A 26,413-nucleotide genomic window follows, 5' to 3' on the forward strand; every position below is an offset into this window, starting at 1 on the left:
AAAAAGAGAAAAAGATGGCTAACGACAACCATCTTTCTCTCCGTTCCATGTTATAATGGAACTATGCAAAAACAAGATTATTATAACGACTTTTTTGAAATTGGGCAACAGAAAATTAACTTCAGTTTCTTCGAATTGAGTCTACCCGATGACGATCCAGTCTATACCCTGAAAAAAGTGATGGAGGAATTAGATTTTTCAGGCCTGCTGGCCTGTTATCCAAACAAGGGAAGAACCGGGTTTAACCCAATCATGCTGTATGCTGTCGTTACCTACGCAAACATGCGCGGAGTCCGGGCCGTTGACCGGATTGTTGATCTGTGCCAGAGAGACCTTGCTTTTATCTGGCTGACGAAAGGGCAGAAGCCTCAAAGGGATGTTTTTTACGATTTTAAAGGCAAAAAGCTCACAGGGGAAGTCCTGGATGAATTGAATTACCAGTTCATGCGCCGCCTGGAAAAAGAAGGGTTTCTTACACTGAAAGAACTTTATATCGATGGAACGAAACTGGAGGCAAATGCCAACAGATATACCTTTGTCTGGCGGGGCAGCCTGAATTACCATCTTGCAGGCCTGCTGGATACGATTGATGCCCTTTATACAAAGTACAACGCTTTCCTGCTGGACAATGGGTATGGCCCGAAATATGACCTTGGGGATGCACATATGTTTGTGATTGAGGGGATGGACAAAGTCAGGAAGATCATCCAAAAGAACAGGGAGCGGAAACTGACAAAGCATAAGAAGATCCCTAATAATACCATAATCGAGATCGATCATTGTTCCCCGCTTGAAATCCGGAAACTGCAGAAGAACCTGATGCGGATTGCAGAGGGAGAAGGGATTGAGTTTGTTTTCGGGAAGGGAATGCGTAAGCCGGAGATCCAGAAACTTTATGAGGGACTGGAAGAATGCGGAAAGCGCCTGATGGAGTATAAAGAATGCTTTAAGATCATGGGGAAAGACCGCAACAGCTATTCTAAGACAGATCTGGAAGCGACATTCATGCGGATGAAAGAGGACCATATGATGAACGGGCAGTTAAAACCTGCCTATAACGTCCAGATCGCAGTAGAAAATTACTTTATTGTCCACGGATATGTAAGCAATGACCGGACAGACTACAACACGCTGATCCCAGTTCTGGAAAAACACAGGAAAGCGTTTGGGGATAAGCTGGAGGCAGTCACTGCCGACAGCGGCTACTGCAGTGAAAAGAACCTGCTGTATCTGAAAGAGAACAGGATCCGCAGCTTCATCAAGCTGCAGGACCATGAGAAGAGGAAGACACGGGCATACAAAGAAGACATCGGGAAGTATTACAACATGACATACGCCGTTTTTGAGAATGAGCACTATTATATCTGCCATGACGGAAGAGAACTGCACCATATCCGGACAGAAAGCAAAGAACAGGACGGCTACACACAGACAGTAGAGGTATACGGCTGTGCGGACTGCAGTGAATGTGAATATAAATCGAAATGTCTTTATAAATACAATCCCGAAAAGAATCCGGACCAGAACAAGGTCATGAAGATCAATGAACGCTGGGAAGAACTGAGGGAGGAGTCCAACACGAATATCCAGAGTGAAGAAGGGATCCTGAAACGTCAGACACGGTCGATCCAGACAGAGGGTCACTTTGGAGATATCAAAGAGAACGAAAACTTCCGTCGTTTTAACTACCGTTCGAAAGAGAAAGTATATAAAGAGTTCATGCTGTATGCCATAGGGCGGAACATCATGAAATATCATCGGTTTTTACATCAGGAAATCGAAAAATTTGAAGGGAAAAAGGAGCAGGAAGCGGCTTAACCAAAGGAGTGCTCTGAAAAATCCAGCCAAGGGGTTATTGCGCCCTAAAATAGCGCTTGCAAAAAGACGGAGGCAATCTCCGACAGAATTATGGATTAAAAAATGTCCATATTCTTCGGGATTGTCTCCGTCTTGTTTGTCAGGAGTCAAAAATCGGTATTAACCGACAGCCCCTTTCTTTTTTCTGCATAAAAACAGAGCCTCCGCTCCGGCAGATGATCCATCCGCTTTGCAGAGGCCCTTTTTCTGATGCTATTTATATTTCCGGTTGTACAGGAATAAAAGCGTCAGCAAACCTACAAGCCCGATCAGCTCCATAGCCAGTCCCATGGCACTGATATTTTTCTGACCTGCAACGATCAGGGCGAGGCAGACAATAAACACAACCAACATAATGATATTTCTGATAACATTGCTCATTCTCTTTCCCCTCCTAACCTTTCAATCCGCCTAAGGTCATACCCTTTGTAAGCTGCTTCTGGACACAGATATACAGAACAAGGACCGGTATCATAACGATCACAAGACCTGCATACATGATCCCGTAATTGGTAGCCGTCCTCTCCACTGCCATCAGGTTCTTCAGTCCGACAGCCAGAGTATTGTGCTCATTCATTACAGTAAATGCTATGATATATTCGTTCCAGAATGACAGGAACTGGAACAGGATCACCGTCAGGATACTTGGCTTTGCCATCGGTATCATAATGCTGACCATGGTCTTGAAATATCCGCATCCATCGATATATGCCGCTTCCTCAAATCCTTTGGGCAGCGTCTTAAAATACCCGCTCAGAAGATAGATAGAGAAAGACAGGGAGCTCGATGCATAAATGAGAGCCAGGATAAAGCGGTTGTCCAGGAAAAAGTCAACCCCAAGCATCCTGTTCGCCCCGCTGAGCATCAGGAAGATCGGCACTACGATATAGTTGATATTAACAAACAAACCAGCCATAAACGCAACATTCAGGATCTTTTTCCCTTTGAAATCAAACCTGGACAGAGCGTACGCTGCAGGCAGCGCGATCACCAGCAGAAGTATCAGCGCGAGCGCTGTCACGATAACAGAGTTGAGGAAAAACTCTCCCATTTCCGCATCGACAAACGCTGTCACGTAGTTCTGCCACTGGAGCTGTTCCGGAAGAGCCCACGGATTTGTGCCCTTTCCGATAAACTCTGCATTTCTCTTAAAGCTTGCCATAAAGACCCAGAGCACTGGAACGATTATAGAAATAGTCATTGCAATGAGGGCGATATAGATGATCACTTTAAATATGATCTTGGATACTGTATTCTCCTTTTTCATTCGATCCACATCCTCCCTTCTAAAATTCGAGTACTTCTCTGTCAGTGATCTTATTTACAATAGCCGCAAGTGCAAAGGAGAAGATAAAGACCACAACACCGATCGCCATACCGTAGCCGTACACACTTGATCCGTATGCCTGAGAGTACATGTAGTTCAGGAACACTTCTGAATGCCCGTTCGGTCCGCCGTTCGACATCACCTGTACGAAAAGGAAGCTTAAGTTGATCGTACTGATAATGTAGAACGTAAGTGTTGTACGGATATTGCTCCAGATCAGAGGCAGGGTTACCTGGAAAAACATCTGAAGCTCCGTAGCCCCGTCGAGGGACGCCGCTTCATAGAGATCTTCCGGGATCGCCGCCATACTCGCCATATACATAACCATATAGTAACCGATCGCCTGCCAGATCAGGGCAAAGATGATCGAATACAGTACGATATTCTGGTCTCCCATCCACTGTTGTTTCAAAAATCCCAGGCCGATGGCATCCAGGAATGTATTCAGCAGACCCGTGCTCGGATTGTAGATAGCGCCGAAAATACCGGCGATAACGACAATACTCAAAATATTAGGGATATAGAAAATGATGCGGAAGAAATTTTTCCCTTTAAACTTGCCGCGGTGCAGGATCGCACCGAACATGATCGCAAAAAAAATCGTGCACAATGTCACCAGCACGATGATCGCGATCGAGTTCTGCATTGCCTGAAGGAAATTTGTATCTCCCATTAATGTCTTAAAGTTATTGAGTCCCACAAACTCTTTTCTATTTGTGATCCCCCCCATTCGGTACAGGGACATCCTGAACACGTTAATGGTAGGAATAAATATGAAAAGCGTAACCAGTATGGCAGCCGGCGCTATACAGAAAAAGACGAACCGTCCCTGCGACCGTTTTCTATTCATACTGTTCCTCCTTCCTTTTTAAAAACGGTGAGCTGTGACACTCACCGTTTCTTTCAGCGTTTCAAATAAATCAATTACTTTTACTCAAGAGCTCCTGCGCACTTCTCCCATACCTCCTCAAGCTGTGACTGCCACTCGTCAACAGTCATGTTGCCTGTGCTGATGGAATCGATAACACCGTATACAGAACCTTTCATGTCAAGTCCTTCGATCGGAGCTGTTGTTGCCCATGTACCTGTTACAGCAACAACATCATCACCTGTCTGGAAGCTTGTCTTGATAACGCCTTCCGGAAGCTTGTCAGCCGCACCCTTGACCGGAACAACGATCGGAGCGTCAGACTCTTCGCCTGTCTCAGCGTTTGTTGTCTTGTTTGCAAGGCAGAGGTCTACAACTGTATCAGAATACATAAATTTGATAAACTCTTTTGCAAGGTCGATGTTTTCTGCATCTGACGGTATCCACATCTGCTCTGTAAATGTGTAAACAGCCTGGCTCTCATCAGCGCTCCACTTCGGAACACCCATCACGCCCCACTCGAAGTCAGCCGGTGTGGAGTTTGCCATCTCGCCTACTACCCAGCTTCCGTTCGGCATGAAGAGCGCATCGCCGTCGATAACAGCCTGCTGGTTGATCTTAAACCCACCGTCTGTGTTCGCGTTGGATACTGTATCAGCAAAGATGTTGTCAGAAGATACGAGCTGTGCTACTGTGTCAAGCACTTTTCTTCCTTCTTCAGATGACCATGTGTTTGCGTCATAGCTGAGCGCTTTGTTGTAGAAATCTGTTCCGCCTGCCTGTGCGAGCATCGCATAGATCGTAGCGTCAAAGTATCCTGACTGCGGATATGTAAAGAGTGAACGTCCGTCAGCCTTCGCCTGCTGTCCGAGTGCGAAGAACTCGTCCCATGTAGTCGGGAGCGCGTACTGTTTACCCTCTCCTACAAGAGTCGCATTGTACCAGAAACCTGTCTGAGTATAGAAGATCGGAGCCAGATAGATCTTTCCGTCGCCGTACGGCTGAGCCGCTGTTCCGTCGAGGATGCCATCCAGCATCTTGTCAGCGAGTTCGCCCTCAAAAACATCTGAGATATCAGCGACCGCGTTTTCCTTCAGCATAGTCTCTGTAAACCCGCTCTGCTGTCCCAAATTGTAATAAACAATGTCCGGTATATCGCCATTCTGGATATCTCTTGTAAGCACTGTGTCCAGCTCGGAAGAAAGAGTCAGTTCCACTTCCGCTCCTGTCTCCTCCTCGAACGCTGCTACGATCTTCTCCCAGATGTCAGCGCCGTTACCGCCTTCGAAAGCTGCTACCTTCAGGACATCACCGCTGCCGCTGTCGTCTTTTCCCCCATCTGAGTCATCGCCGCCGCTGCCGCATGCAGCAAGACTCCCGACAGCCATAGCGGATACCATCGTTACAGCCAGAAATCTTTTCAGTAAATCCTTTTTCATATCTTTTACCTCCTTTTATTTACTGCGTGGTTTCATTCTATAACACTTTGTGCTTTTTTTCCATATGGATATTGGTTTTTCTTTTATAAATATTGCTATTTTGTTTTATTACCTAAAAAAAGAAGCGGCTCAGACCGCTAATACATCTTATTTTGTGGATAAATACCAAAAATAATTGTGCACAATATCTAATCCGCAAATTTAAAATACCGTTTTATAATTCTTGTCTTTGAGATTTTTTCCTTTATAATAGAATTAAGATCAGAACTGCAGGCCGGCTGGCCCGCAAAGGGCAGAACGGCGAAGCGAAAGAGACAGCAAGGAGGAGATGTTATGAGCCACAGACATTATTCAATACAGGATTCCCCTATACCCCAGATAGATATACGACTTTTATCGATCTCCCTGTGTATAGATGACAAAGACTGGTCAAGTGTTTTTCATACCCATCATTTTACCGAATTATTTTATGTGCTGGAAGGAGCGGGCAAATTTCTCCTGCGCGACGAGACCCTGAAGATCAAAGCAGGGGATCTCTTGGTCATCCCTCCGTACCTGGAGCACACCGAGCGGTCCGGTCCGAATACGCCTCTGAAATATTACGCGCTGGGCCTCGACGGCATTGCCTTCCAGTCTATGGATGATCCCGGTTCTGTGAAGGTATTCTCTAATTTTGACTGCCAGCCCTCCGTGGGGGATCTGATCGGGCAGATCTACCGGGAAGTAAAGACTGAGAGCTACGGCTCTGACATGGTCTGCCAGAACCTTCTGGAGATCCTGGTCGTCATGCTCATCCGGTCGCAGCAGCTCATACCGATCCCGATCAGTTCTGCAAGAATGTCAAAAGAATGCGCCGTGATCAAGGAATATCTGGACGCGAATTATGCCGAACACATTACCCTCGACACACTCACACGCCTGACTCACATGAACAAGTATTACATGGCGCATTCTTTTGCTAAATTCACCGGGCTCTCACCCATACAGTACCTGAACCAGCGCCGTATGGAAACCGCCTGCCAGCTTTTAAAGGACACAGATTTCTCGATCTCTGACATCGCGTCCTCGACCGGGTTTTCCTCACAGTCCTATTTCTCGCAGACGTTCCGGAAGTATTACGGCATCACTCCGATCAAATACCGGCAGTCCCACGCGGAGGACTGACCGGTTCCCGGACCGGTCAGATCTCGTACCAGATGATCTCGTTGGCAGCAAGGTCCAGGTCAAAGCTGGATCCGTCGCCCCTGTAGACTGTGGTGCTCTGCGGTTCGTATGTATTATTGACCACACAGTATTTCCCGTTTTTCACATAGGCATGTACTTCCACATTGTAGTTCGTGCTGAACCACTTGTGCAGCTCTTCCTCATCATGGGAAGCCCAGATGATGGAGCGGTACAGGATACGGCTGTTCTCAAAGCTGTAGGGAAGCCCGCTGATATAGACGCAGCGCCCGTCCCCGAAGCTGCGGACAGCCATCTGCACTTCCTGGTCGCGCTGTACGAGGATTTCTGTCCCGTCAAGTGCATAGATGTTCTTCTTGCCCTCTCCGAAATCAATGTCCTTTGTGCAGTCCGCTTTGATAAAATGATCGTGCTCGTCCCAGTTATACTTATCTACATTCAGGGTAAACCCTGTCTCTTTCTCCACGCCCATCACAGTCGCAAGCTGAAAGAAATGTCCCTCATACTGGTGCGCAGCCGGCTCTCCGACCCCGATAAACCCGCCGCCGTTGTAGATGAACCTCTTCACAGCAGTGATGATCTTCTCGTCTGTCCAGTTGTCCCCGCCTGTGTAAGCGGTATCCGCATCGCCCACGTTCAGGATCACATCGATGTCGTTCAGGATATCCGGGTTCTCCCTGATATCGTCAAAGCTGATGAACTTCACGTCAAACGGCGCGCCGCTCAGCGCCTCGATGACCCCTGCGTAGGAGTAGTTCTGTTTGTAGTAGATTGCGTGGTGCACCATATGGTTCCCCCATGCGCGCATCTTGCCCCAGCAGTTGAGGACTGCGACTTTTTTGATGCAGTACGGAGTCGTGCCTTTGATATTGTCATACAGTGTCCTGAACTCATTGCACACACTCTCAACATAGTCGATGAATTCCGGGAACTGCATCGCAAGCTTCAGGTAACCGCCGTATCCGATCCTGTCGATGGGCTTCCTGAGGATCGCCCTTCTCGCTGTCACCCAGTTGATCTTTGCTTCTTTGACCGGATCTCCGCCCTCGTGGAAGGTATCCGGGAAGAAGTACGGAAGGAAACGTCCCTCTGTATACCTGACTCCTTCGATATCGCTGATCAGTCTGAGAGTCGCTCCGTTTCCCACGCTCCCGACGACTGCGTCCAGCCCGATGGTCTTGAACTCATCCATGAACGGCTCCATGCCGATCCAGTGGTCGCCCAGGAACATCATTGCCTCTTTGCCGCACTCATGCGTAATGTCTACCATTTCCTTCGCCAACTTTGCGACCTCTCTTCTCTGGAATGCCTGGAAATCGCGGAATTCCTTTGACGGGATACGGTAGGTATTGTTCATATATCCCTGGTCGATGATAAATTCCGGGCGGAACTTATATCCCACTTCCTTTTCGAACTGCTCCAGGATATACGGGCTTACGGATGCGGAATACCCGTACCAGTCCACATATTTCTCACGGGCAAGCTCGTCAAAGATCAGGGTGAACTGATGGAAAAACGTAGTATAGCGCAGCACATCTACATGCGGATTGTCTTTGATGAATTTCCGCAGGCGTTCCATGGAATATTTATGTGTCTTCGGCTGGCGCACATCGAATGTGATCTGCTTTTCAAAATCTGTCCAGCCGTTTGTCACTGCATTGTACATATGTACCGGGTCCCACATGATGTATGCGAGGAAGCTCACTGTATAATCATGGAATTCCTCTGCGTCTGTTATCGTCACATTCCCGCTCTCCGGGTCATAGCCCCACTTTGACACGGGCACGACTTCTCCTGTCGTCCTGTCGATCACTTCCCACCATCTTGTGATATCGTCTCTGTCATTTACTTTGAGCATATCCGGGTACAGATGGTCCATCAGATGGATGGACAGCTCGCTCCCCACCGCCGTATAAAACGGGGTCATGATATACATCTGCTGGATCTCATCCGGGTTCGCCTTTGCCCATTCATTATCCTTCCTTGTCGTGTAATATGTAGAATAGACTTTTGCATCGACTTTTTTCAGTTCGTCCGGATAATCCGTCCCGTCGCAGTCACGGATCGCGTCGGCCCCCCACCGTTTCATCAGTTCCAGTGTCTCCGGCACAACGTCCAGATCTGTCGGTATTGTTACTCTTCCGCTCGTGGTCTCTTTCACAGCCTTTTACCTCCCTGTTTGTTTTATATCTCCATCATATGGCATAATGCCTTTCCCGTCAATTTTCACTTTGCTGTCATTTTTATAATTCTTGCGGAGTTTGCTATATCTGACAATAATTTGCACTAACCCTGCCATGATCCGTTCATGATCCATACCAGCTGTACGTTTCCTCATCCGGCGGAAAACATGCAGAAGGCTGCCGGCTGCCGTTTCTCTCCGGCAGCCAGGCAGCCTCTTCCTACTTAAAGGTTTTCCCATGAAACGCCCCAAATCCCGGATAAATTCCTGATGGCCCTAATTCTTCCCCTATCCGTATGAGCTGATTGTATTTCGCCACACGCTCGCTCCTGCTCGGAGCCCCGGTCTTGATCTGGCAGGCGTTGACCGCCACCGCCAGATCCGCGATGGTCGTATCCTCTGTCTCCCCGGAACGGTGGGAAACCACCGCGGTATATCCCGCCCTGTGAGCCATCTTGATCGCTTCCAGCGTCTCGGACACTGTACCGATCTGATTTAATTTGATCAGGATGGAATTGCCGCATCCCAGGTCAATGCCTTTTTTCAGGCGTTCTGTATTGGTCACGAACAGATCGTCCCCGACAAGCTGTACTCTGTCTCCCAGCTCCTTTGTCATAACCTGCCATCCTTCCCAGTCTTCCTCATCCAGGCCGTCTTCAATAGAGCAGATCGGATATTTTTCCACCAGCGACTTCCAATGTCCCACCAGTTCTGCGGATGTATACTTCTTCCCGCATTTCGGGAGCACATACTCGCCTTTCTTCCCGCTCTTCCACTCACTGGAAGCCGCGTCCATGGCAAGGACAAAATCTTTGCCCGGCTCATATCCTGCGTCTTTTACTGCCTGGAGGATGTATTGGATGGCTTCTTCATCGCTTCCCAGATCCGGTGCGAACCCGCCTTCATCCCCGACTGCTGTCGCAAGCCCCTTTGATCTCAGCAGTGCCGCCAGTGCGTGGAATACCTCCGTACACCATCTCAGCCCCTCCGCGAAGCTCTCTGCACCTGCGGGCATGATCATAAATTCCTGTACATCCACTGTATTCGCCGCATGTGCTCCGCCATTCAGGATATTCATCATAGGCACCGGAAGGCGGTTCGCGTTCACGCCTCCGAGGAAACGGTAAAGCGGAAGGTCAAGAGAAACCGCAGCCGCTCTCGCGCATGCGATGGATACGGCAAGGATGGCGTTTGCGCCGAGCCCGGACTTGTCCTTCGTGCCGTCTGCCCGGATCATGGCCTGATCAACCGCATAGATATCGCCTGCGTCCAGCCCCTGAAGGGCAGTGTTTATCACTGTATTGATATTTCCCACAGCTTTGGAAACCCCTTTGCCTCCGAATCTGTTTTTATCTCCGTCCCGTAATTCCAGCGCTTCAAACTCCCCGGTGGACGCGCCGCTGGGAGCTGCGCCCCTGGCCACGGTCCCGTCGGCGAGCCGCACCTCCGCCTCCACTGTGGGATTCCCCCTGGAATCAATAATCTCCCGTCCGGTCACCTTTTCGATCTCTAAATAATCCATAGCTTTCTCCGTCCTTTCCATTTACAGTATGCCTTATGTATTTTCCCCCGGAGCTCCGATTTCTATTCAAAAGAATATCTGATAGCTGTCTGCCCGCTGCCCGACAGACAGCTTCTCACAAGGACATAACGGCTGTCCGCCAGATATATCGCACAAAAAAACTGCACCCTACAAGAGTGCAGCCAGTTTTTCCACATCTTCCATCCGGGTCGCCCAGCTCGTGGCAAACCGGACTACCGTATGATCTTCATCCTTTTTCTCCCAGAAGCTGAAAACCACGTCTTTTTTCAACTGTTCCATTTTCCTGTTTTCCAGTATGACAAAGACCTGGTTGGTCGGTGAATCGGTGTAAAATTTATACCCTTTCTCCTTTAAGATCTGCTTCAGTCTTTTGGCCGCCGCGACCGCATTCCTGCTGATCTCAAAATACAGCCCATCCGTAAACAGTGCGTCAAACTGGACTCCCAGAAGCCGTCCCTTCGCCAGGAGAGCTCCTCTCTGCTTCACCATGGTCATAAAACGGGGCGGCATGTCCTCCTTTGTAAACACTACCGCTTCCCCGCACAGCGCCCCCACCTTCGTGCCGCCGATATAAAATACATCACAGTATTCCGCCACATCTTTCAAAGTCACATCTGTCCCCTCCGCTGCAAGGCCATATCCAAGCCTCGCCCCGTCCATATAGAGAGGGATCCCGTACTGGGCGCACACAGCTGACAGCTCAGCCAGCTCGCCTTTTGTATACAATGTACCATATTCCGTTGGATGGGAAATATAGACCATTCCCGGGAATACCATATGTTCATGATTCTCATCTTCGTAAAATGAGTGAAGATAGTCAGACAGGGCATCTGCTGATATCTTCCCCTCCTCCTGGGGAAGCATGAGCACCTTATGCCCTGAACATTCTATGGCTCCTGCCTCATGAGAGCTGACATGGCCCGTCTCCGCCGCGATGACTCCCTCATAGGGCTTCAGCATCGTGCTGATGACGATCTGGTTTGTCTGTGTTCCGCCTGTGAGAAAACAGATTTCCGCTTCCGGGCAACCGCAGGCCTTTCGGATCTTCTCCGCCGCGGAAACACAGTAGGGATCCGTCCCATATCCCGGGAGCTGTTCCATGTTTGTCTCCAGAAGACGCTTTAACACTTTGTCATGGGCTCCTTCTGAATAATCATTCTCAAATACAAGCATTATTTTCCCGCCTTTCCGCCGGATGCAGGCTTTCTGGTTTTTCCGGCTTTTCCGTTACTCCCTGTTTTCCATTTGCCGCCTGCTTTTCCCGCACTGCCTGTTTTTCCGGCACGCACTATTCTTTCAGCACTCCCCGTCTTTTTACAGCTCCGCTCTTTTTCTTTGAGCGGCGGCTTTTTTCTGACACTGTACCCGAAACTTCCCAGTTTCTTCCCAAGTCCCAGATATTCCCCATGAGAATACGCCAGGAGCCCTGTTTTGTTCAGTTCGAATTTGCCTTTCTCATCCATATACTCCTCATCCACCTGGACAGCAGTCACTTCCGCGAGGAACATATGGTGACTTCCCAGTTCCCGGATGTCCGTTACCCTGCATTCGATATTGACCGGGGATTCCGCTATGACAGGAGCATATCCGAGAGACACTGCCTTTGCCTCTGTCAGACCGCATTCTTTCCATTTATCCACATCTTTCCCTGACCGCACCCCGCAGTAATCTGTCGCACGGATCAGATCCTCTGTCGTAAGGTTGATCACAAATTCGCCGCTCTCCCGGATCATCCTGTAGGAGTGCCTTTCCGGGCGCACGGAGATATAGACCATCGCCGGGTTAGTGCACACAGTCCCCGTCCACGCTACGGTCAGGATATTTGCATTTCCGCTCTTATCCGCTGTACTGACCAGGACCGCCGGAAGCGGATAAAGCATATTTCCCGGTTTCCAAACCTGTTTTTCCATTTTGTTTCCCTCCTGTAAACGCTGCTGTCTGTCTTCCGATCCTGCGGGCAGCTCACGGCAAATCCGTTCGCGGTCCGTACTTTACTGCTGCAGCGAGCCGACCAGCGTAGGCACGAGCTGTTTCTTCCTGGAAACAACTCCCTTGAGCATGATCTCTTCCGTATCTTCCGGCAGGTCGTACGCATTCAGTATCTTTTCTCTTGCCTCCGGCCCGCAGCACAGCAGTTCAGAGGACTCTGTGATGATATTCGTCAGCATAAAGAAGATCATATCCAGGCCATGACCATGCCGTGCCCTCTCAAGATGCGGCTCCACGATCTCCTTGATCTCTTTTAACTCATCCCCGCTCATGGAATTCACCTGTCCCACACCGAAGACTGTATCATTGACTGTAAACTGTTTGAAGTCAAGGAAGCAGATCTCTTCCGCACTCTTGCCCTTTAAGTTGCTTCCCGCATTGAACATCTCCTGCGCCAGCGTCTCCACTTCCACTCCCGCGATCTTTGCCAGCGCACGGGCTGCCTGCTCATCCAGCGGGGTACATGTCGGGGACCGGAACATCAGGGTATCCGAAATGATCGCAGAGCACAACAGGGCTGCGTGCACCGGCTCCACCAGGATACATTCCTCCTGATACATCTGGTATACGATCGTCGCAGTACATCCCACCGGCTGGTTGCGGAAAAATACCGGCCCCATTGTCTCAATGCTCAGTCCCAGCCTGTGGTGGTCGATGATCTCCAGCACATCCGCCTCTTCCACACCGTCCACTGCCTGGCTCCTCTCATTGTGGTCCACGAGGATGACCTGTTTTTTCTTTACATTAAGGATACGCCTTCTCGAGAGCAGGCCCACAAATTTCCCTTTATTATCCACCACGGGGAAATCGCGGAAACGCTTCTTTGCCATAACCTCCTGCACGTCGTCCACATAATCCTTCATCCGAAAGGTAACCAGATTACCTTTTGTCATAAAATATTTCACAGGAATACTCTGGTTGATATGCTGCGCCGCTGTAAACGTATCGAGGGGCGTGCGGATGATCACGATCTGCTTCTCCTCCGCCTGACGTATGATCTCCTCTGATATGGGAGCGTTCTGGCACACGACCATACAGCTCGCTTCCATATCTACAGCGCACTTCTGCGCATCCTTCCGGTCGCCCATGATCACAAGGTCATCCCTGCTGATAAAGTCAGACATCAGGATCCTGCTGGATGCCGCGATGACAACCTTTCCCTTCAGGAAATAGCCGTGCTCATTCCCGGTCACCACTTCACCGTCCACCGCGCGCGCGATATTCCGGTACTGAGTGCGCGCCTTGGCAAGGATCTTGCTGTCATACACATCCATGTAGGTCTTCGCGATATCACCGATCGTGATAACTCCCTCCAGCTTCCCGTTCCTTGTCACCGGAAGGGTATGTATATTGGACTCCCGCATTTTTTCCCAGGCAGTCCTGATCGAAACACTGCTCTTTAAACCTTCTACTTCCTTAAGTTCCACGTCTTTGATCTGCTCTCTCAGGTCAGACAAAAGCCGCGGCACCTTTACCCCGAAGCGCTCCAGCACATACTGTGTCTCCTCGTTCAGCTGCCCGGCGCGGCGCGGCTCATGCACCCTGCCTGTAAGTTTCGTCTTAAGCGCTGCATAGACAATAGCTGAACATATTGAATCCGTATCCGGATTTTTATGACCTACAACATATATTTTTCTTTCTTTTTCTCTTCCCATATATCTTTCTCCTTCTTTCCCGAAGCGCATCCGCCCATATTCCCGGCAGCGTCTCCGGCCATAATACAGCCGAACACCCCGTGTAAAAAGCCAGGCCGTGTGTTCTGCTTTTTTGATCCTTACTAAAGCTTGCCATCTTTTCACAGGATAGTCAACCAGATTTTTCACCCTTCTTACTCTTGCTGTTGTTTTTTGCGCCTTAAATATGGTATACTAGGGGCATTGAAAAATCTATGTAAGTTGAGGTGCAGTACAATGAGCGAAGAAATGAAAGAAGCAATGCAGGCAGAGGAAACATCCCAGGCTCAGGCTGAGGAAACTGCCGAAACAGAAACAACTGAAACAATGGCTGATTATGAAGAACACTTTGATGACGCCAATCCCTGGAACAGGGTTGCCGAATATATGGAAAAGAAGACTGTGCTCCCCGTAAAAGTTGAAGGAGTCGTCAACGGAGGCGTTATCGCGATGGTAGAGGGATTAAGGGGATTTGTTCCCGCATCCAAGCTCTCCCTCTCCTACATCGAAGATCTTGAGACATATCTGCTCAAAGACATCGAAGTACAGGTCATTGATGTGGACCAGGCGAACAACCGCCTCGTACTTTCCGCACGTGAGATCCTGAAAGAAAAGGAAAGAAAAGCGCGTGAAGAGCAGATCGCAAACCTGAAGATCGGCACAGTCCTTGAGGGAACTGTTGAGACTCTCCAGAACTACGGAGCATTCGTCAAGCTTGAAAATGGTCTGTCCGGACTGGTCCACGTATCACAGATCTCTCAGAAACGGGTGAAAATGCCGTCAGATGTCCTCAATGTGGGCGACAAAGTAACTGTCAAAGTCATCGGCGTCAAAGACGGAAAAGTAAGCCTGAGCATGAAGGCACTCGAAGAAGTCAAAGAAGAACCCGAAGAAAAGGTAGTGATCCCGAAGAGCGAGAATATCGGGACCAGCCTGGGTGATCTTTTCAAAAACATCAAGCTGTAAATCTGTATTTGTGGGGGAGCCACTGTCAGAGTAAAACGTCCGAAAACAGTGAAGCGGTTGTGTCGAAGACGTATTCATCACGGATGTATGGGTGGCTTCGGCTCCGTGGCAGCAAAAACTAAGAAATCCGGGATTATGCTAAAAGCAGAGATCAGCAGGGAGCAACTCGGCGTTGCCTCAGACAAGCCCCCTGCTGATCTCAACGCATAGTCCCGGATTTCAAGTTTTTTCAAGCCCCTCCGCAGTCACCTCAGTCACCCACACACCCGTGCTGAAAGGTTTTCGAAAAAGGCGCTTCGCTGTTTTCTGGTTTTGCTCAAGACGGAAGGTTCCCCGACAAATGTAGCGTTTAAAAACGCAGTGAGAAGAGAACTTTCCCGGCAAAAGATAAAACTACTCTGGTCAGGAGAAACTTACAACGAAGAGGATTTTCCAGCCAAAAGATAACCTTCCCCCAGCTGGCAGAATTCTATAGCCAGAGAGGCACAGCTTGCTGGGCCAAATCGAACGGCTAATCCCCTCCCGGAAGTCCGCGGTCCTTTCCGATTAATAAATCTTCCTGTTTCGCCACAGAAGCTCCCCTTTCATCCAACTTTCGAAATCCTGCATTTGACTGCGGGGACCTGCCGATCGGATGCGCGCAGAAAACCACTCCTTTGATGCACCTTTCGCGGCGGACGGGGATATGGCGACGGTGACTTGGAGTAATCTGCCGGAAAGACTTAAAGGGAGGAAGCGTGGCGTTAATTGTCCGGCGGATGCCTGAGGCGGAGCCGAATCTTCCGCCGGACAATTGCTTTTAGCCATGCTTTCTCCCTTTTACGTCTTTCCCAGATTACGGAACCGGAACCAGAGCCATATCCCCGTCCGCTGCGAAAACGTCCTGCAACAAACCGGCGGTTTTCGGACGTTCAGCCATCGGCCGGTTCCCCCACAAATACAGATTTATATCCCCGCATCCACTGCCGCTCTTTCGACCGCGAGTCCCCGGGTATATTTTTCCATAAATCTCTCATACCCCTCCACATCTTCTGACACAGGATCCATCCCCGTGCCTTTTGCATCGTGGAAGACTTTCTCCGCAAGATAATCTGTCAGGCTCTCTCCGTCTTCTCTGTGAACGAGATAATCTGCCAGAAGTGCTATCCCCCATGCGCCGCCTTCTCCGGCAGTCTCCATGACATATACCGGCGTGTTGATCGCTCCGGCGAGGATCCGCTGTCCTACGCCTTTTGTCTTGAACAAGCCCCCATGTCCCATAATGCGGTCCAGAGTGACATTTTCTTTTTTGAGCAGGATGTCCATGCCGGTCTTAAGCGCTCCCAGTGAAGTATACAGATGCACTCTCATAAAGTTTGCCAGATTGAACCGGCTCTCAGGAGAACGGACGAACAGAGGCCGCCCTTCGTCAAAACCTGTGATGTGCTCGCCCGAAAAATAATTGTACGCGAGCAGCCCGCCGCAGTCAGGATCCCCTTCCAGTGCTTTATTATACAGGGCGCCAAAGAGATGATCCATATCCACGTCCATGCCGAAAGCCTCTGCGAATTCTCTGAACAGGCCGACCCAGGCATTCAGGTCAGAGGTGCAGTTATTGCAGTGTACCATTGCAACAAGGTCCCCTGCCGGGGTGGTGACGAGATCGATCTCTTCATATGGTTTTGAGAGATCTTTTTCCAGGACTGCCATGGCAAACACGCTCGTCCCGGCGGAGACATTCCCCGTCCTTACCGCCACACTGTTTGTCGCTGTCATCCCGGTCCCTGCATCCCCTTCCGGCGGGCACATCGGGATGCCCGGCATAAGGCTTCCTGACGGATCCAGAAGCTTTGCCCCCTCTTCGGTGAGACAGCCCGCGTCCTGTCCCGCAACCAGTACTTTGGGGAGCAGCTCACGGATCTTCCAGGGGAACCCATAGTCAGCGACAAGGGCATCAAACTGATCCAGCATCACACTGTCATAATCTTTGTCAGCAATATTCATGGGGAACATCCCGGCGGCGTCCCCGCTTCCGAGCACTTTCTGTCCGGTCAGCTTCCAGTGGATATACCCTGAGAGCGTTGTGATAAAACGGACATCCTTTACATGCTCCTCTCCGTTTAATACTGCCTGATACAGATGGGCAATGCTCCAGCGCTGCGGGATATGGTACGAAAACAGCCCTGAGAGCTTTTCCGAAGCCTCCCCCGTGATCGTATTACGCCATGTGCGGAACGGCACGAGAAGCTCTCCTTTATCATCGAAGGCCAGGTACCCGTGCATCATCGCACTGATGCCGGCAGCCGCCAGACTGGTCAGCCTGACGCCATACTTCCCCTGTACATCTTTCACCAGATCTCTGTAACATCCCTGGAGCCCTTTCCACACCTCGTCCATATCATAAGTCCAGATATGGTCCACATACTGGTTTTCCCAGTCGTAACTTCCCGAGGCAATGGGAGACTTGTCCTCATCGATCAGGACAGCCTTGATCCTCGTAGATCCCAACTCGATCCCGAGCACTGTTTTTCCCGCCTTGATCCTCTCTCCGATCTCTTCTCTTTTTCCCATCCTGAGCGCCTCCTTTTTCTTTTTCCCTCTGCTTTGGCTTTATTCTTCTATATGGCTTATTTATGCGTAATGCCGCGCGCAGGCCGGAAATCTGTCCAGGGATCCGTGTCCGCGGTGCGGCATTATTTCAGTTATCTGATCCAGGCTTACAGCATACTCTTCCTGAGTTCTTCCCCGCTCTTTGCGCTTAAGTATGCCGGAGCGATGTCAAAGACTGTCCTGCATCCGGAGACTCCTTCCTGAGACAGTCTGTATGCGGCGCGGGCATATGCCACGAGTACAGAAGATGTAAATTCCGGGTTGGAATCCAGCTTTAAGCTGTACTCGATGAGATGGCTGTGCTCACCGTCCCAGCCGGTCTTTCCGCTCCGTAAAACAAATCCGCCGTGCGGGATCCCGCTGTGGTCTCTCTTTAATTCATCCTCGCTGATGAAATGTACGGTTGTGTCATAATCAGAGAAATAGTTTGGCATTGTCTTGATCTCTTCCTCAACCTTTGCCGCATCCGCGCCTTCCTCAAGCACGACAAAGCACTCGCGGGTATGCTTTTCTCTTGTCGTCAGTTCCGGGTTCTCTCCGTTTCTAACAGCTTCCAGCGCTGCTTCCACAGGGATCGTGTACTGCTTCGCATCCTTTACGCCTTCTACCCTGCGGACCGCGTCCGAATGTCCCTGGCTTACGCCCTTCCCCCAGAATGTGTAATCCTTTCCTTCCGGAAGGATGGCATTCGCATACAGACGGTTCAGTGAGAACATGCCCGGATCCCAGCCCACGGAGATGATACCGACTTTATTTCCTTCCTTTGCCGCTGCATCCACGTTTGCGTAATGCTCCGGGATCCTTGCGTGTGTGTCAAAGCTGTCGATCACATTGAACATGCGCGCAAACTCCGGCGTCTGCACCGGAAGGTCTGTGGCGCTCCCGCCGCACAGGATCATAACATCGATCTTCTCTTTCCAGTCAGCCGCGTCCGCAATACGGCACACCGGCACATTCTCCGTCAGGATCTTTACATCCCCGGGATCCCTGCGGGTAAATACTGCCGCAAGCTCCATATCCGGATTCTGCTTTATCGCGCATTCCACGCCTCTTCCAAGATTTCCATAACCTAAGATTCCAATACGAATACTCATTTCTTATCTGCTCCTTTGCTGTTTTGATAAAGGGAGCCGGTCAGGCTCCCTTGTTATTATACAGGCATAAAGATCAGTTTTCAACGGATCATTCTTTATTTTCAGTCTGCTTCCCGAAATTATCCATTCATTCCCAGCCACAGTCTTTCTGCTCAGGATCTCTGTCCGTAATACGCATTCTCACCGTGCTTTCTGTAATAATGCTTATCCTGCAGTTCCTGGGGCGCCGGCTTTATATCCGGGTTGAGGAATTCGCTCCTCGCCGCCATCTTTGCCACTTCCTCTGTGACTACGGCATTGTGTACCGCTTCTGCCGCGTCTTTCCCCCAGGCAAAAACCCCGTGGTTCCGGCAGAGCACAGCCGGGACTGCGGTGTGATCGATCTTCTGCCGCTCAAACTCATCTGCGATCACGATGCCCGTATTTTTCTCATACGCTTCAGCGATCTCTTCCTTTGTCAGATTCCTCACACATGGGATCGCCCCGTAAAAATAATCTGCGTGAGTCGTCCCATAGCACGGGATGTCCCGCCCCGCCTGGGCCCAGCTTGTCGCCCAGGCAGAATGCGTATGCACGATCCCGCCGATCTGCGGGAAACGGTTATAAAGTTCTGTGTGAGTGGGTGTATCGGACGACGGATCATATCTGCCTTCCACCTTATTCCCCTCAAGATCCACAACCACCATATCCTCCGGTGTGAGCTTCTCATATTCTACGCCGCTCGGTTTGATGACGAAAAGACCGTTCTCCCGGTCTATCCCGCTTACATTTCCCCATGTAAAAGTCACCAGCCCGTATCGTGGGAGCAGCATATTTGCCTCGTATACTTCCTTTTTCAGCTGTTCCAGCATCTCCAATTCTCCTTTCGCATTCCCCTGCCGCGGCCTCTTTTCAAACGTCCAGCACTTCTCCTGGCAGATCTGATATAACTATATAACATTACATGATTCAATACAACTCGCGATTTTTAAGAAATGCTTTCCGGATCTTCTGATGCTGCTTTTCTTCTCTATCCTATCTTACGCCTTGCTGCAAAGAGGGCGGCTGAAACCATTCCCGCCGCGGCAAGTGTCAGGAACCAGGAAAGAGTCTCTGCTCCATCCCCTGTCTTTACCGCCGCTTCAGCCTTTTCCCCATATTTATCTTCATCTGTTCTGCTGTCAGTATTTTCCCCAGGCTCCCGGCTTCCGGATGTATTCCCGTTTCCATCCGGGATCCTGTCTCCCGGATCTTCTGTCATTGTGACGAACGCAGTGCCGTCCGGGTCTCCGCTTCCTCCTTTGAGCACCGGATCTGCTGTCGTAACGATCACCTCTTCACCCACAGCGTCACCGCCTGCATATTCTCTGTCAATGATCTTCTGGGAATCACCGCCGATGCATTCCAGTTCGTTTGTTTCAATTCTGCCTTTTCCGGCAATTGCGTCCCCTCCCGGTCCGTCGTTCCCTACGCCGCCTATCGCGACCAGTTTCCCGCCGCCGGAAACCGTTCCGCCATTTAAATAGACGCCGATGCCGCCTGTATGCCCGGGAGCATAAGTCTCATCACCTCCTCCGGCTGCTGTCAGCGAGCTTCCTGATGGTATCACAAGAGTCCCGTTTACCTGGAGAGCTGTCTGCCCGGCAAGATCTCCGCTCCCGCAGTCTCCTTCTATATAATTCGTCCCTGACGCTGTAACTGTTCCGTTGATGATCACAACTGTACCCACATCATCTTTCTTCGCGCCGTCAGTGAGGAATCTCGCATTTGAGATTACCTGAGCGTCTTTGAGAACACTACCGTCATTGAGCGTCAATGTATCTGTGATGGCTGCATAATGATCCATGGAAAAGGTTCCTCCGTTTACCTCTATCGGACCATATGCCACGGAATCCCGCAATGTGAGAGAACCTCCTTTTTCTACAATGATCTTCACACTGCTGTAAATCTTAATATTCTCAAAAGTCACATCACACCCCGCAGGGATCACCAAAGTATCCGATGCCACGGACTTATTATTTCCAATGATCCCGTAAAGTCCTGATTCATGAGATCCGTAGATAGTCTCCAGATTTGTCGGCACCACCGCGTTATCACTGGTCCAGATCTCATACGGCTCCATATCCCATTCAGACACATTCTCGTCCAGCCCTTCGAACTGTTCTTTCAGGGTCTCGTCTCCTCTGTAAATCCGAAGCTCTGCGCTGTTGGAAACTACGGTCTGTCCTTTATCCTTTAATACGGCTGTCACCTGGTAAGTTCCGGCTTTCTCCGGTGTCCCGGAGACCACAATACCGTCATAAAGATAATATGCTGTCATCCCACTGCCCTCAGGTGTAAGCCTCACCTGCAGTTCAGCGCTGTCCGAATCATAGTCATAGTAGTCTATTTCTTTTTCATCGGCTGTCCTCACATACACTTTCAAATACTCCTGATATCCGCTCTGGCCCTTTGTCACACAGTCAAGCGTGCCATCAAGACGAAGTTCCATTCTCTCATTGATCACAAGGGAAAGTTCCTTTGATACCGGGGTATCTCCATCCGCTTCCGCCGTCAGCGTCACTTTTACATTTCCTGCTTTCACCGGTGTTCCACTCAGGATCACGCTTCCCTTCCCGGCAGTTCCTTCTGTCCTCACAGTGATGCCGCAGTCTGCCGGAGACACAGATGCAGCTATCTGAGCTGAATCTTTATTTGTCCCGGTCACTTCGTATCCTATCTCGCTGAAATACTCAGTCCCGACTGCCGCTTCCTCCAAGATATCTCCGGTCAGGTTCATTCCCAAGGGAATATGGGAGGGAATAGGGGTTCCGGTATTTTCAGGCTCTTTTGTCCCGCCTGTGTACTGGGCAGAGCCATTGTTCTCGATCTTTCCGTTGGAAAATATACAATCGTTGAAAGTTGCCGTTCCATTGTTCACAATCGTACTGCTGAAAGTACAATTGTCAAACACGACCGACACTCCTGCCGGGACAGTTATGCTTTTTTCCGGCATATTAAATTCAATATATTGAACAGTCACATCACTGTCCTCTGCAAATGTAAAGCTTCCGCTGTTGTAGCCAATCTGCCTCGTAGCAGGGCCGTTATCACCAAAAAACGACTTGTCCCATCCGCTGAGCAGCGTCACCTGCGCCGGAAGGACAGTCTCTCCCGCTCCAACCGCCGTACACGTGATCTTTACTGTGTCCGCGCTGCCGATCCCAGTAAGCCATCCGTCCAGATCCGGATAATTGTCAGTAATCTCAAGCACCTTTTCATCCGCCGCATGCACCTCCTGCATAGATATCCCGCTGCCCGCTGCTATCATGCAGAGACAGAGGACACACGCAGCAAATGTTTTCCATCTTTTCACTCTTTCTTCCTCTCTTTCTCCGTGATTAGTTTTAACTAACTATTTTACAAAGAGAAAGAGGACGATGATCCATCCTCTTATTTTGAAAAAAGCACATACAGAAACTTCTCTTTTTATGCACTTTTTCCTCTCCCCGTCTGTTAGCCACGGCTAATTATAGTCCTGCACCCATCTACTGTCAATCAATCTCCTTTGGGCTAATTGAGACTTTCTATCACTTTCTGCTTTAAAGGTCATTTTTTCTCAGCATTACACTCCCGCAGCGGCTTTCCGAATCGAAATATCGTATCCATAATAAAAATCGCCAGCGCGATCATCCCCGCGATCTCCAGCGTCTGTAACAGATAATACCCGCACATCTCCCGGTCATTTTCAATGATATAATATACGATCCGGTACATCCCCGCCCCGGGTACGGTGGGCAGGATCCCCGCGATCAGAAAAACTGTCACAGGCGCTTTAAACACGCGGGCAAAAACATGAGATACAAAAGCAATTGCCAGAGCGGACAGAAAAGAAGCCAGGACTACATCCATCTCTTTCTGGGTACAGTACAGATAGATCCAGCCGCCGATGGCACCTGTCAATCCTGCAAGCGGCACATATTTCTTCGGAGTCTCAAGCAGGACGGCAAATCCTGTGATCGCAATAAAGCTTCCCGCAATGCCTAATATCAGAGTCACAAAAACACACCTCCCGGACCGATCATCTGCATGAGCAGCATCCCAACGCCTGCGCCAAGCGCGATCGCAGCCGCAGTCATAAACGCTTCCAGCACCCTGGCTCCTCCAGATATAAAATCATGCCTCAGGGTATCACGGACCGCATTGGTAACTGCCATCCCGGGCACGAGCGGCATAAGACCGCTGATGATCAGCGTATCCACATTCAGCGCCGGAAACAGACGGCAGAGCAGGATCGAAGCGGCCGTAGTCCCCGCTGCGCAGACTGCATTCAGAAAGAAGCCGCCTGCCCGCAGCCGCTTGCCCGCTGTCATCAGGAGCGCCAGCGCCCCTCCTACAAAAGCCGAGGCAGCGACCTCCTTAAGTCCCCCTCCCCACAGAGGGGCAAAGCCCATCGGGACCAGCACAGTCGCTATATTATATACCGCTGTAGAATACTGCCTTCTCTTCAGATTTTTCAGGGCTGCATATGTCGCCTCCAGGCTCATTTTCCCGGAACAGTACTTCCTGGAAATATCATTGACTTCGATAATGCGGTAAATATTTGTCCCCCGGTCATCCACCCTCCGCATCACGGTCACCGGCTGCACGCCGGGATCCTCCATTGTTGCAACGATCCCGGTCAGCATCACAAGCGCTTCCGCTGTCTCCGTATTTCCCGTATTCAGGATGTGCTTCATCGTATCCTCCACCCGGTACGTCTCAGCTCCGCTCTTTAACAGGATCTCTCCCGCCAGGACAGCTGTATCTATTACAAGTTTATGGTCCATTTTCCAACCTCCGGCCAGATCATCTTTCCTTTCCCCCTCTTTGCGGGCAGTGGACAGGGATCTCATTCATATTTTCCTTTCGCCACTTTCCGGCCCTTGAGCACAGACTGATTTTTGTTGACAAAAGATCTGGTCCTCGCCCTCAGCAGAGTCTTCCGCCCTTCCGGCGTCCGCGTATACACGACCTGGAAGCTTCCCATGGCCCTGCGGATCTGCCGTTCAAAAGTATACGCCCGTTCCTTCTGCCTTCCGAAAATCTCTGGCACCGCATAGAATTCTTTTCCCCGGCGCCCGGCAGACTTACGCATCAGCAGATACCTTGGATTATCAATGATCCCCCATATTTCTTCCATACAGGCTGCAAATACTGTCTTATCCCGCATGGTCCCGCCTTTAAGCCAGACTGAGATCAGGATGCCATCCGCAGATTCCACTTCCACGCGGCAGTGTTCCGGGTCTTCCAGCTCTCCAAGCTCAGCCAGGGCATCCGCCACCGCCTGTCCGAGCCGCCTCATCCTGCGTTCCGGCGTACTGAACTGAAAGAGCCGGATCCCGTATTTGGCAATGCCCGCTGACGCCAGGACCGTAACCGCCCACAGCACTATCGAAATTCCGGGAGAAGACAGATATCCCGCTTCCAGAAAAACTCTTCCCATGACTGACAGGACCGCCAGGATAATGCTGAGTATCTCCAGTCCTAATGCGTGGACGAACAAATAGCCTGTCGCAGCTTCACTATCCCGGATATCTTCAGTCTGCTGTACTTCCATCTCTCCCCGGATCTCTTTCATCGCATCCGCCCATCGCCTGCGGAGTCCCTCTCTGTCTGACGCCCGGGCAAGCATTTTTTCATTGATCTCTTCCATTTCTTCCCGGGTATTAAAATCAGGGATGCCCAGCCGTCCGATCCCGCTCTCGATCACCGGGGACTCCCATGACACCCCGAGGAATGTGTCAAACCTTCGGGCCAGTGTCTCATAATCCCCGGAGAAATCCGCGTCCTTTTTCTTCCCTTCTTTCTGCGGGAAAATACAGGCCAGATGCCAGATATTCCCTGTTTTTCCCGGATCGTTCCGGTCTGTCCGGATCGTCCTTCCCCGCATCTGGTTGCTGAGCATGAAAGAGCCCACATAGGTGGCCAGGATCAGAGAATTAATGCACGGGGCATCCCATCCTTCTCCCAAAAGAGATTTTGTCCCAACCAAAGCATTGATCTCCCCCTGCTCAAAAAGTTCTGTCACCGCTGACACTACATGCGTCTGTTTTCCCTTTACCTGCAGCTTCCCGTAACCGGTATCCCCGAGCGGGATCAGTTTTCCTTCACACTTCTTCTTTTCCAGCATTCCCAGGATTTTTTCTTCTGTATCCAGGGGGATGATGACCACAGTGCCGCTCAGGCATCCCAGGCGGATCCCCTCCTTCTGTTTTCTCCTCAGGAATTCAAAGATGGGCACCGCGCCGATCTCCGAGGTCATTTCCTGCTGCGTGCCTATAACGGAAAGCTTCTCTTTCTTAATATAATCACACAGGATCAGCAGCCTCATTCGCCGGCCCATACTCGCATATTCCGCCTCCGCGATCCTTCCGATACTTTCCATCTTGCCCCTGCTCCTGGCCAGGAGCTTCTGCATGGCATCCTTATGCGTCAGGCAGACTTTTTTCCTGTAAATGCACCCTGCTTCCTTTAATTTCCCCAGAAGCTCTGTCCGTTTTTCCTCCAGGACCTGATAAGACTCTGTATCATCGTACAGGAAGCCCTGCAGGAGGACCTCCAGCCACTCGTCATTCAGCTCCGGAAGTTTTCCCCGGGTACCGATCAGCTCTTTAAGATATGGGGAGAACGGGATCCCCTGCGCCTGGCAGAAGATCAGGAGTGCGGAAAAATATTTCGGATCATCCAAAAACTTTTCGCTGTATCCTTCCGGATCCGCAAGCCCTTTATGGGATGCCACCATCCGGGCAAACCCACGGTCTGCCAGCAGCTCATCCCGCGCTTTCGCCGTCTTTTTCTGATATTCTTCGATCTCCCTCAGCTCATCTCCCGCCGGCCAGTTAAAATAAATATAATCCTCATGAGGGCACAGGCTTCCTTCCCTCACCAATTCCGGCGTAGTGATCTCTTCATCGATAGGTCCGCACAGATCGATATAACGCTTCCACTGATTCGGCGTACTGTCATATGGCGGTGTAGCTGTCAGGGCGATCACCGTTGCCCCGTCCATCTCCTTCATAAATGTTTCAAGTGCCTTCCACCATTCGCTCCTCAGGTGATGCGCCTCGTCCAGACAGATCGTCCGGATTCCCGCCTCTTTTACAGCTTTAAAGAGATCAAAATCCCGGAAATCCACAGTTTCTGATGTCTCCGGATCTCCTGCGCTTTCCTCTCCGCTTTCCTCCTGATCCTCCAGAGCTCCTTCATAATGTTTCACAGCGCTGTACAGAGCCTGATACGTAACCGCTGTGATCATTTTCATATTTTTAAGGTCATTGGAAAGGATCGTCTCCGGACTGCACCTGTCTGTAAGGAACCCGTCCGTTATACGCTCCAGCCATTGCTGCCGGATGGTGATACTTGGAGACAGGACCAGGCAGGGCTCGCCCAGACGGCGGATCAGTTCGATCCCAAGCGTTGTCTTCCCGGATCCCGGCGCGGCAACTATATGCAGCTTCCTGTCCGCGAGATACTTCTGAGAATTGGTCAGCACACTATCCTGATAATCCCGCCATGTGCCTTTAAACTGCAATAAATTTTCATAAATATTTCCCATCATTTATGTCCCCGGTTTTCCTTCGTATTTACGTCCACTTTATAACGGTTTCCTGAAAAAGTCAATCAGGCATATCCGATGCGGCCCAAAGCACTGCTGTGCATACACGCAAAGACCCGCAGGCTTATGATACACCTGCGGGTCTTGTT

Annotated in this window: 20 protein-coding genes; 4 read left to right on the plus strand and 16 right to left on the minus strand. The window is 50.4% G+C overall.

What is annotated here, in order from left to right; genetic code table 11:
* Positions 1 to 63 precede the first annotated feature (63 nt).
* Positions 64 to 1,818 carry an IS1182 family transposase gene (locus B5G27_RS03640; protein WP_087177592.1) on the plus strand — a complete coding sequence of 585 codons (1,755 nt, stop codon included), beginning with the start codon at positions 64 to 66 and terminating at the stop codon, positions 1,816 to 1,818.
* 252 nt (positions 1,819 to 2,070) lie between these two features.
* On the opposite strand, the gene B5G27_RS16125 is transcribed toward B5G27_RS03640, so the two are convergent.
* The 4 genes from B5G27_RS16125 to B5G27_RS03655 all read right to left on the minus strand — a co-directional run bounded on the left by B5G27_RS16125 (position 2,071) and on the right by B5G27_RS03655 (position 5,491).
* Entirely contained in the window at positions 2,071 to 2,238 is a 168-nt protein-coding gene (locus B5G27_RS16125) for a DUF6903 family protein (protein WP_164488435.1), read from the minus strand.
* 13 nt (positions 2,239 to 2,251) lie between these two features.
* Positions 2,252 to 3,124: a carbohydrate ABC transporter permease gene (locus B5G27_RS03645; protein ID WP_087177593.1), complete on the minus strand. Its 873-nt coding sequence runs from the start codon at positions 3,122 to 3,124 to the stop codon at positions 2,252 to 2,254.
* Positions 3,125 to 3,143: 19 nt separating this feature from the next.
* On the minus strand, positions 3,144 to 4,034 hold the full coding sequence (locus B5G27_RS03650) for a carbohydrate ABC transporter permease (protein ID WP_087177594.1): 891 nt from the start codon (positions 4,032 to 4,034) through the stop codon (positions 3,144 to 3,146).
* Between the two features lie 80 nt (positions 4,035 to 4,114).
* Entirely contained in the window at positions 4,115 to 5,491 is a 1,377-nt protein-coding gene (locus B5G27_RS03655) for a carbohydrate ABC transporter substrate-binding protein (RefSeq protein ID WP_087177595.1), read from the minus strand.
* A gap of 333 nt (positions 5,492 to 5,824) precedes the next feature.
* On the opposite strand from B5G27_RS03655, the gene B5G27_RS03660 reads away from it, so the two are divergent.
* Positions 5,825 to 6,655, plus strand: a complete 831-nt coding sequence (locus B5G27_RS03660) for an AraC family transcriptional regulator (RefSeq protein ID WP_087177596.1) — start codon at positions 5,825 to 5,827, stop codon at positions 6,653 to 6,655.
* Between the two features lie 16 nt (positions 6,656 to 6,671).
* On the opposite strand, the gene gnpA is transcribed toward B5G27_RS03660, so the two are convergent.
* The 5 genes from gnpA to B5G27_RS03685 form a co-directional block, all read right to left on the minus strand.
* Positions 6,672 to 8,834: a 1,3-beta-galactosyl-N-acetylhexosamine phosphorylase gene (gene gnpA, locus B5G27_RS03665; RefSeq protein WP_087177597.1), complete on the minus strand. Its 2,163-nt coding sequence runs from the start codon at positions 8,832 to 8,834 to the stop codon at positions 6,672 to 6,674.
* Between the two features lie 241 nt (positions 8,835 to 9,075).
* A complete protein-coding gene (gene eno, locus B5G27_RS03670) occupies positions 9,076 to 10,377 on the minus strand; it encodes a phosphopyruvate hydratase (protein WP_087177598.1) in 1,302 nt (433 codons plus the stop codon).
* A 168-nt stretch (positions 10,378 to 10,545) separates the two neighbouring features.
* Complete coding sequence (locus tag B5G27_RS03675) at positions 10,546 to 11,571, minus strand: threonine aldolase family protein (RefSeq protein WP_087177599.1); 1,026 nt, start codon at positions 11,569 to 11,571, stop codon at positions 10,546 to 10,548.
* Complete coding sequence (locus tag B5G27_RS03680; RefSeq protein WP_087177600.1) at positions 11,571 to 12,308, minus strand: flavin reductase family protein; 738 nt, start codon at positions 12,306 to 12,308, stop codon at positions 11,571 to 11,573. Before B5G27_RS03680 ends, B5G27_RS03675 begins: the two co-directional genes overlap by 1 nt.
* A gap of 81 nt (positions 12,309 to 12,389) precedes the next feature.
* Complete coding sequence (locus B5G27_RS03685; RefSeq protein ID WP_087177750.1) at positions 12,390 to 14,042, minus strand: putative manganese-dependent inorganic diphosphatase; 1,653 nt, start codon at positions 14,040 to 14,042, stop codon at positions 12,390 to 12,392.
* A 255-nt stretch (positions 14,043 to 14,297) separates the two neighbouring features.
* Here B5G27_RS03685 and B5G27_RS03690 point away from each other — a divergent pair, with 255 nt between their 5' ends.
* Together B5G27_RS03690 and B5G27_RS16560 are read left to right on the plus strand one after the other, a co-directional pair.
* A complete protein-coding gene (locus tag B5G27_RS03690; protein WP_087177601.1) occupies positions 14,298 to 15,026 on the plus strand; it encodes a S1 RNA-binding domain-containing protein in 729 nt (242 codons plus the stop codon).
* Positions 15,027 to 15,660: 634 nt separating this feature from the next.
* Positions 15,661 to 15,792, plus strand: coding sequence for a hypothetical protein (locus B5G27_RS16560; RefSeq protein ID WP_275533018.1), 132 nt, complete (start codon positions 15,661 to 15,663; stop codon positions 15,790 to 15,792).
* Between the two features lie 179 nt (positions 15,793 to 15,971).
* On the opposite strand, the gene B5G27_RS03700 is transcribed toward B5G27_RS16560, so the two are convergent.
* From B5G27_RS03700 to B5G27_RS03730, 7 genes are all read right to left on the minus strand, one after another.
* Positions 15,972 to 17,576, minus strand: coding sequence for a xylulokinase (locus B5G27_RS03700; protein ID WP_087177603.1), 1,605 nt, complete (start codon positions 17,574 to 17,576; stop codon positions 15,972 to 15,974).
* Between the two features lie 146 nt (positions 17,577 to 17,722).
* Positions 17,723 to 18,709: a diaminopimelate dehydrogenase gene (locus tag B5G27_RS03705; protein WP_087177604.1), complete on the minus strand. Its 987-nt coding sequence runs from the start codon at positions 18,707 to 18,709 to the stop codon at positions 17,723 to 17,725.
* A 152-nt stretch (positions 18,710 to 18,861) separates the two neighbouring features.
* Positions 18,862 to 19,560 (minus strand): L-ribulose-5-phosphate 4-epimerase, encoded by a 699-nt coding sequence (locus tag B5G27_RS03710; protein WP_087177605.1) that lies wholly within the window; start codon positions 19,558 to 19,560, stop codon positions 18,862 to 18,864.
* 158 nt (positions 19,561 to 19,718) lie between these two features.
* Positions 19,719 to 22,043 (minus strand): hypothetical protein, encoded by a 2,325-nt coding sequence (locus B5G27_RS03715; RefSeq protein WP_087177606.1) that lies wholly within the window; start codon positions 22,041 to 22,043, stop codon positions 19,719 to 19,721.
* 233 nt (positions 22,044 to 22,276) lie between these two features.
* Positions 22,277 to 22,726: a threonine/serine exporter family protein gene (locus B5G27_RS03720; protein ID WP_087177607.1), complete on the minus strand. Its 450-nt coding sequence runs from the start codon at positions 22,724 to 22,726 to the stop codon at positions 22,277 to 22,279.
* Positions 22,723 to 23,496 (minus strand): threonine/serine exporter family protein, encoded by a 774-nt coding sequence (locus tag B5G27_RS03725; RefSeq protein ID WP_087177751.1) that lies wholly within the window; start codon positions 23,494 to 23,496, stop codon positions 22,723 to 22,725. The genes B5G27_RS03720 and B5G27_RS03725 overlap by 4 nt, the downstream gene beginning before the upstream one ends.
* A gap of 62 nt (positions 23,497 to 23,558) precedes the next feature.
* A complete protein-coding gene (locus tag B5G27_RS03730; protein WP_087177608.1) occupies positions 23,559 to 26,267 on the minus strand; it encodes a DEAD/DEAH box helicase family protein in 2,709 nt (902 codons plus the stop codon).
* Positions 26,268 to 26,413 lie beyond the last annotated feature (146 nt).

The organism is Lachnoclostridium sp. An76 (assembly GCF_002161355.1).
In the GTDB taxonomy this organism is placed as follows: Bacteria; Bacillota; Clostridia; order Lachnospirales; family Lachnospiraceae; genus Mediterraneibacter; species Mediterraneibacter caccavium.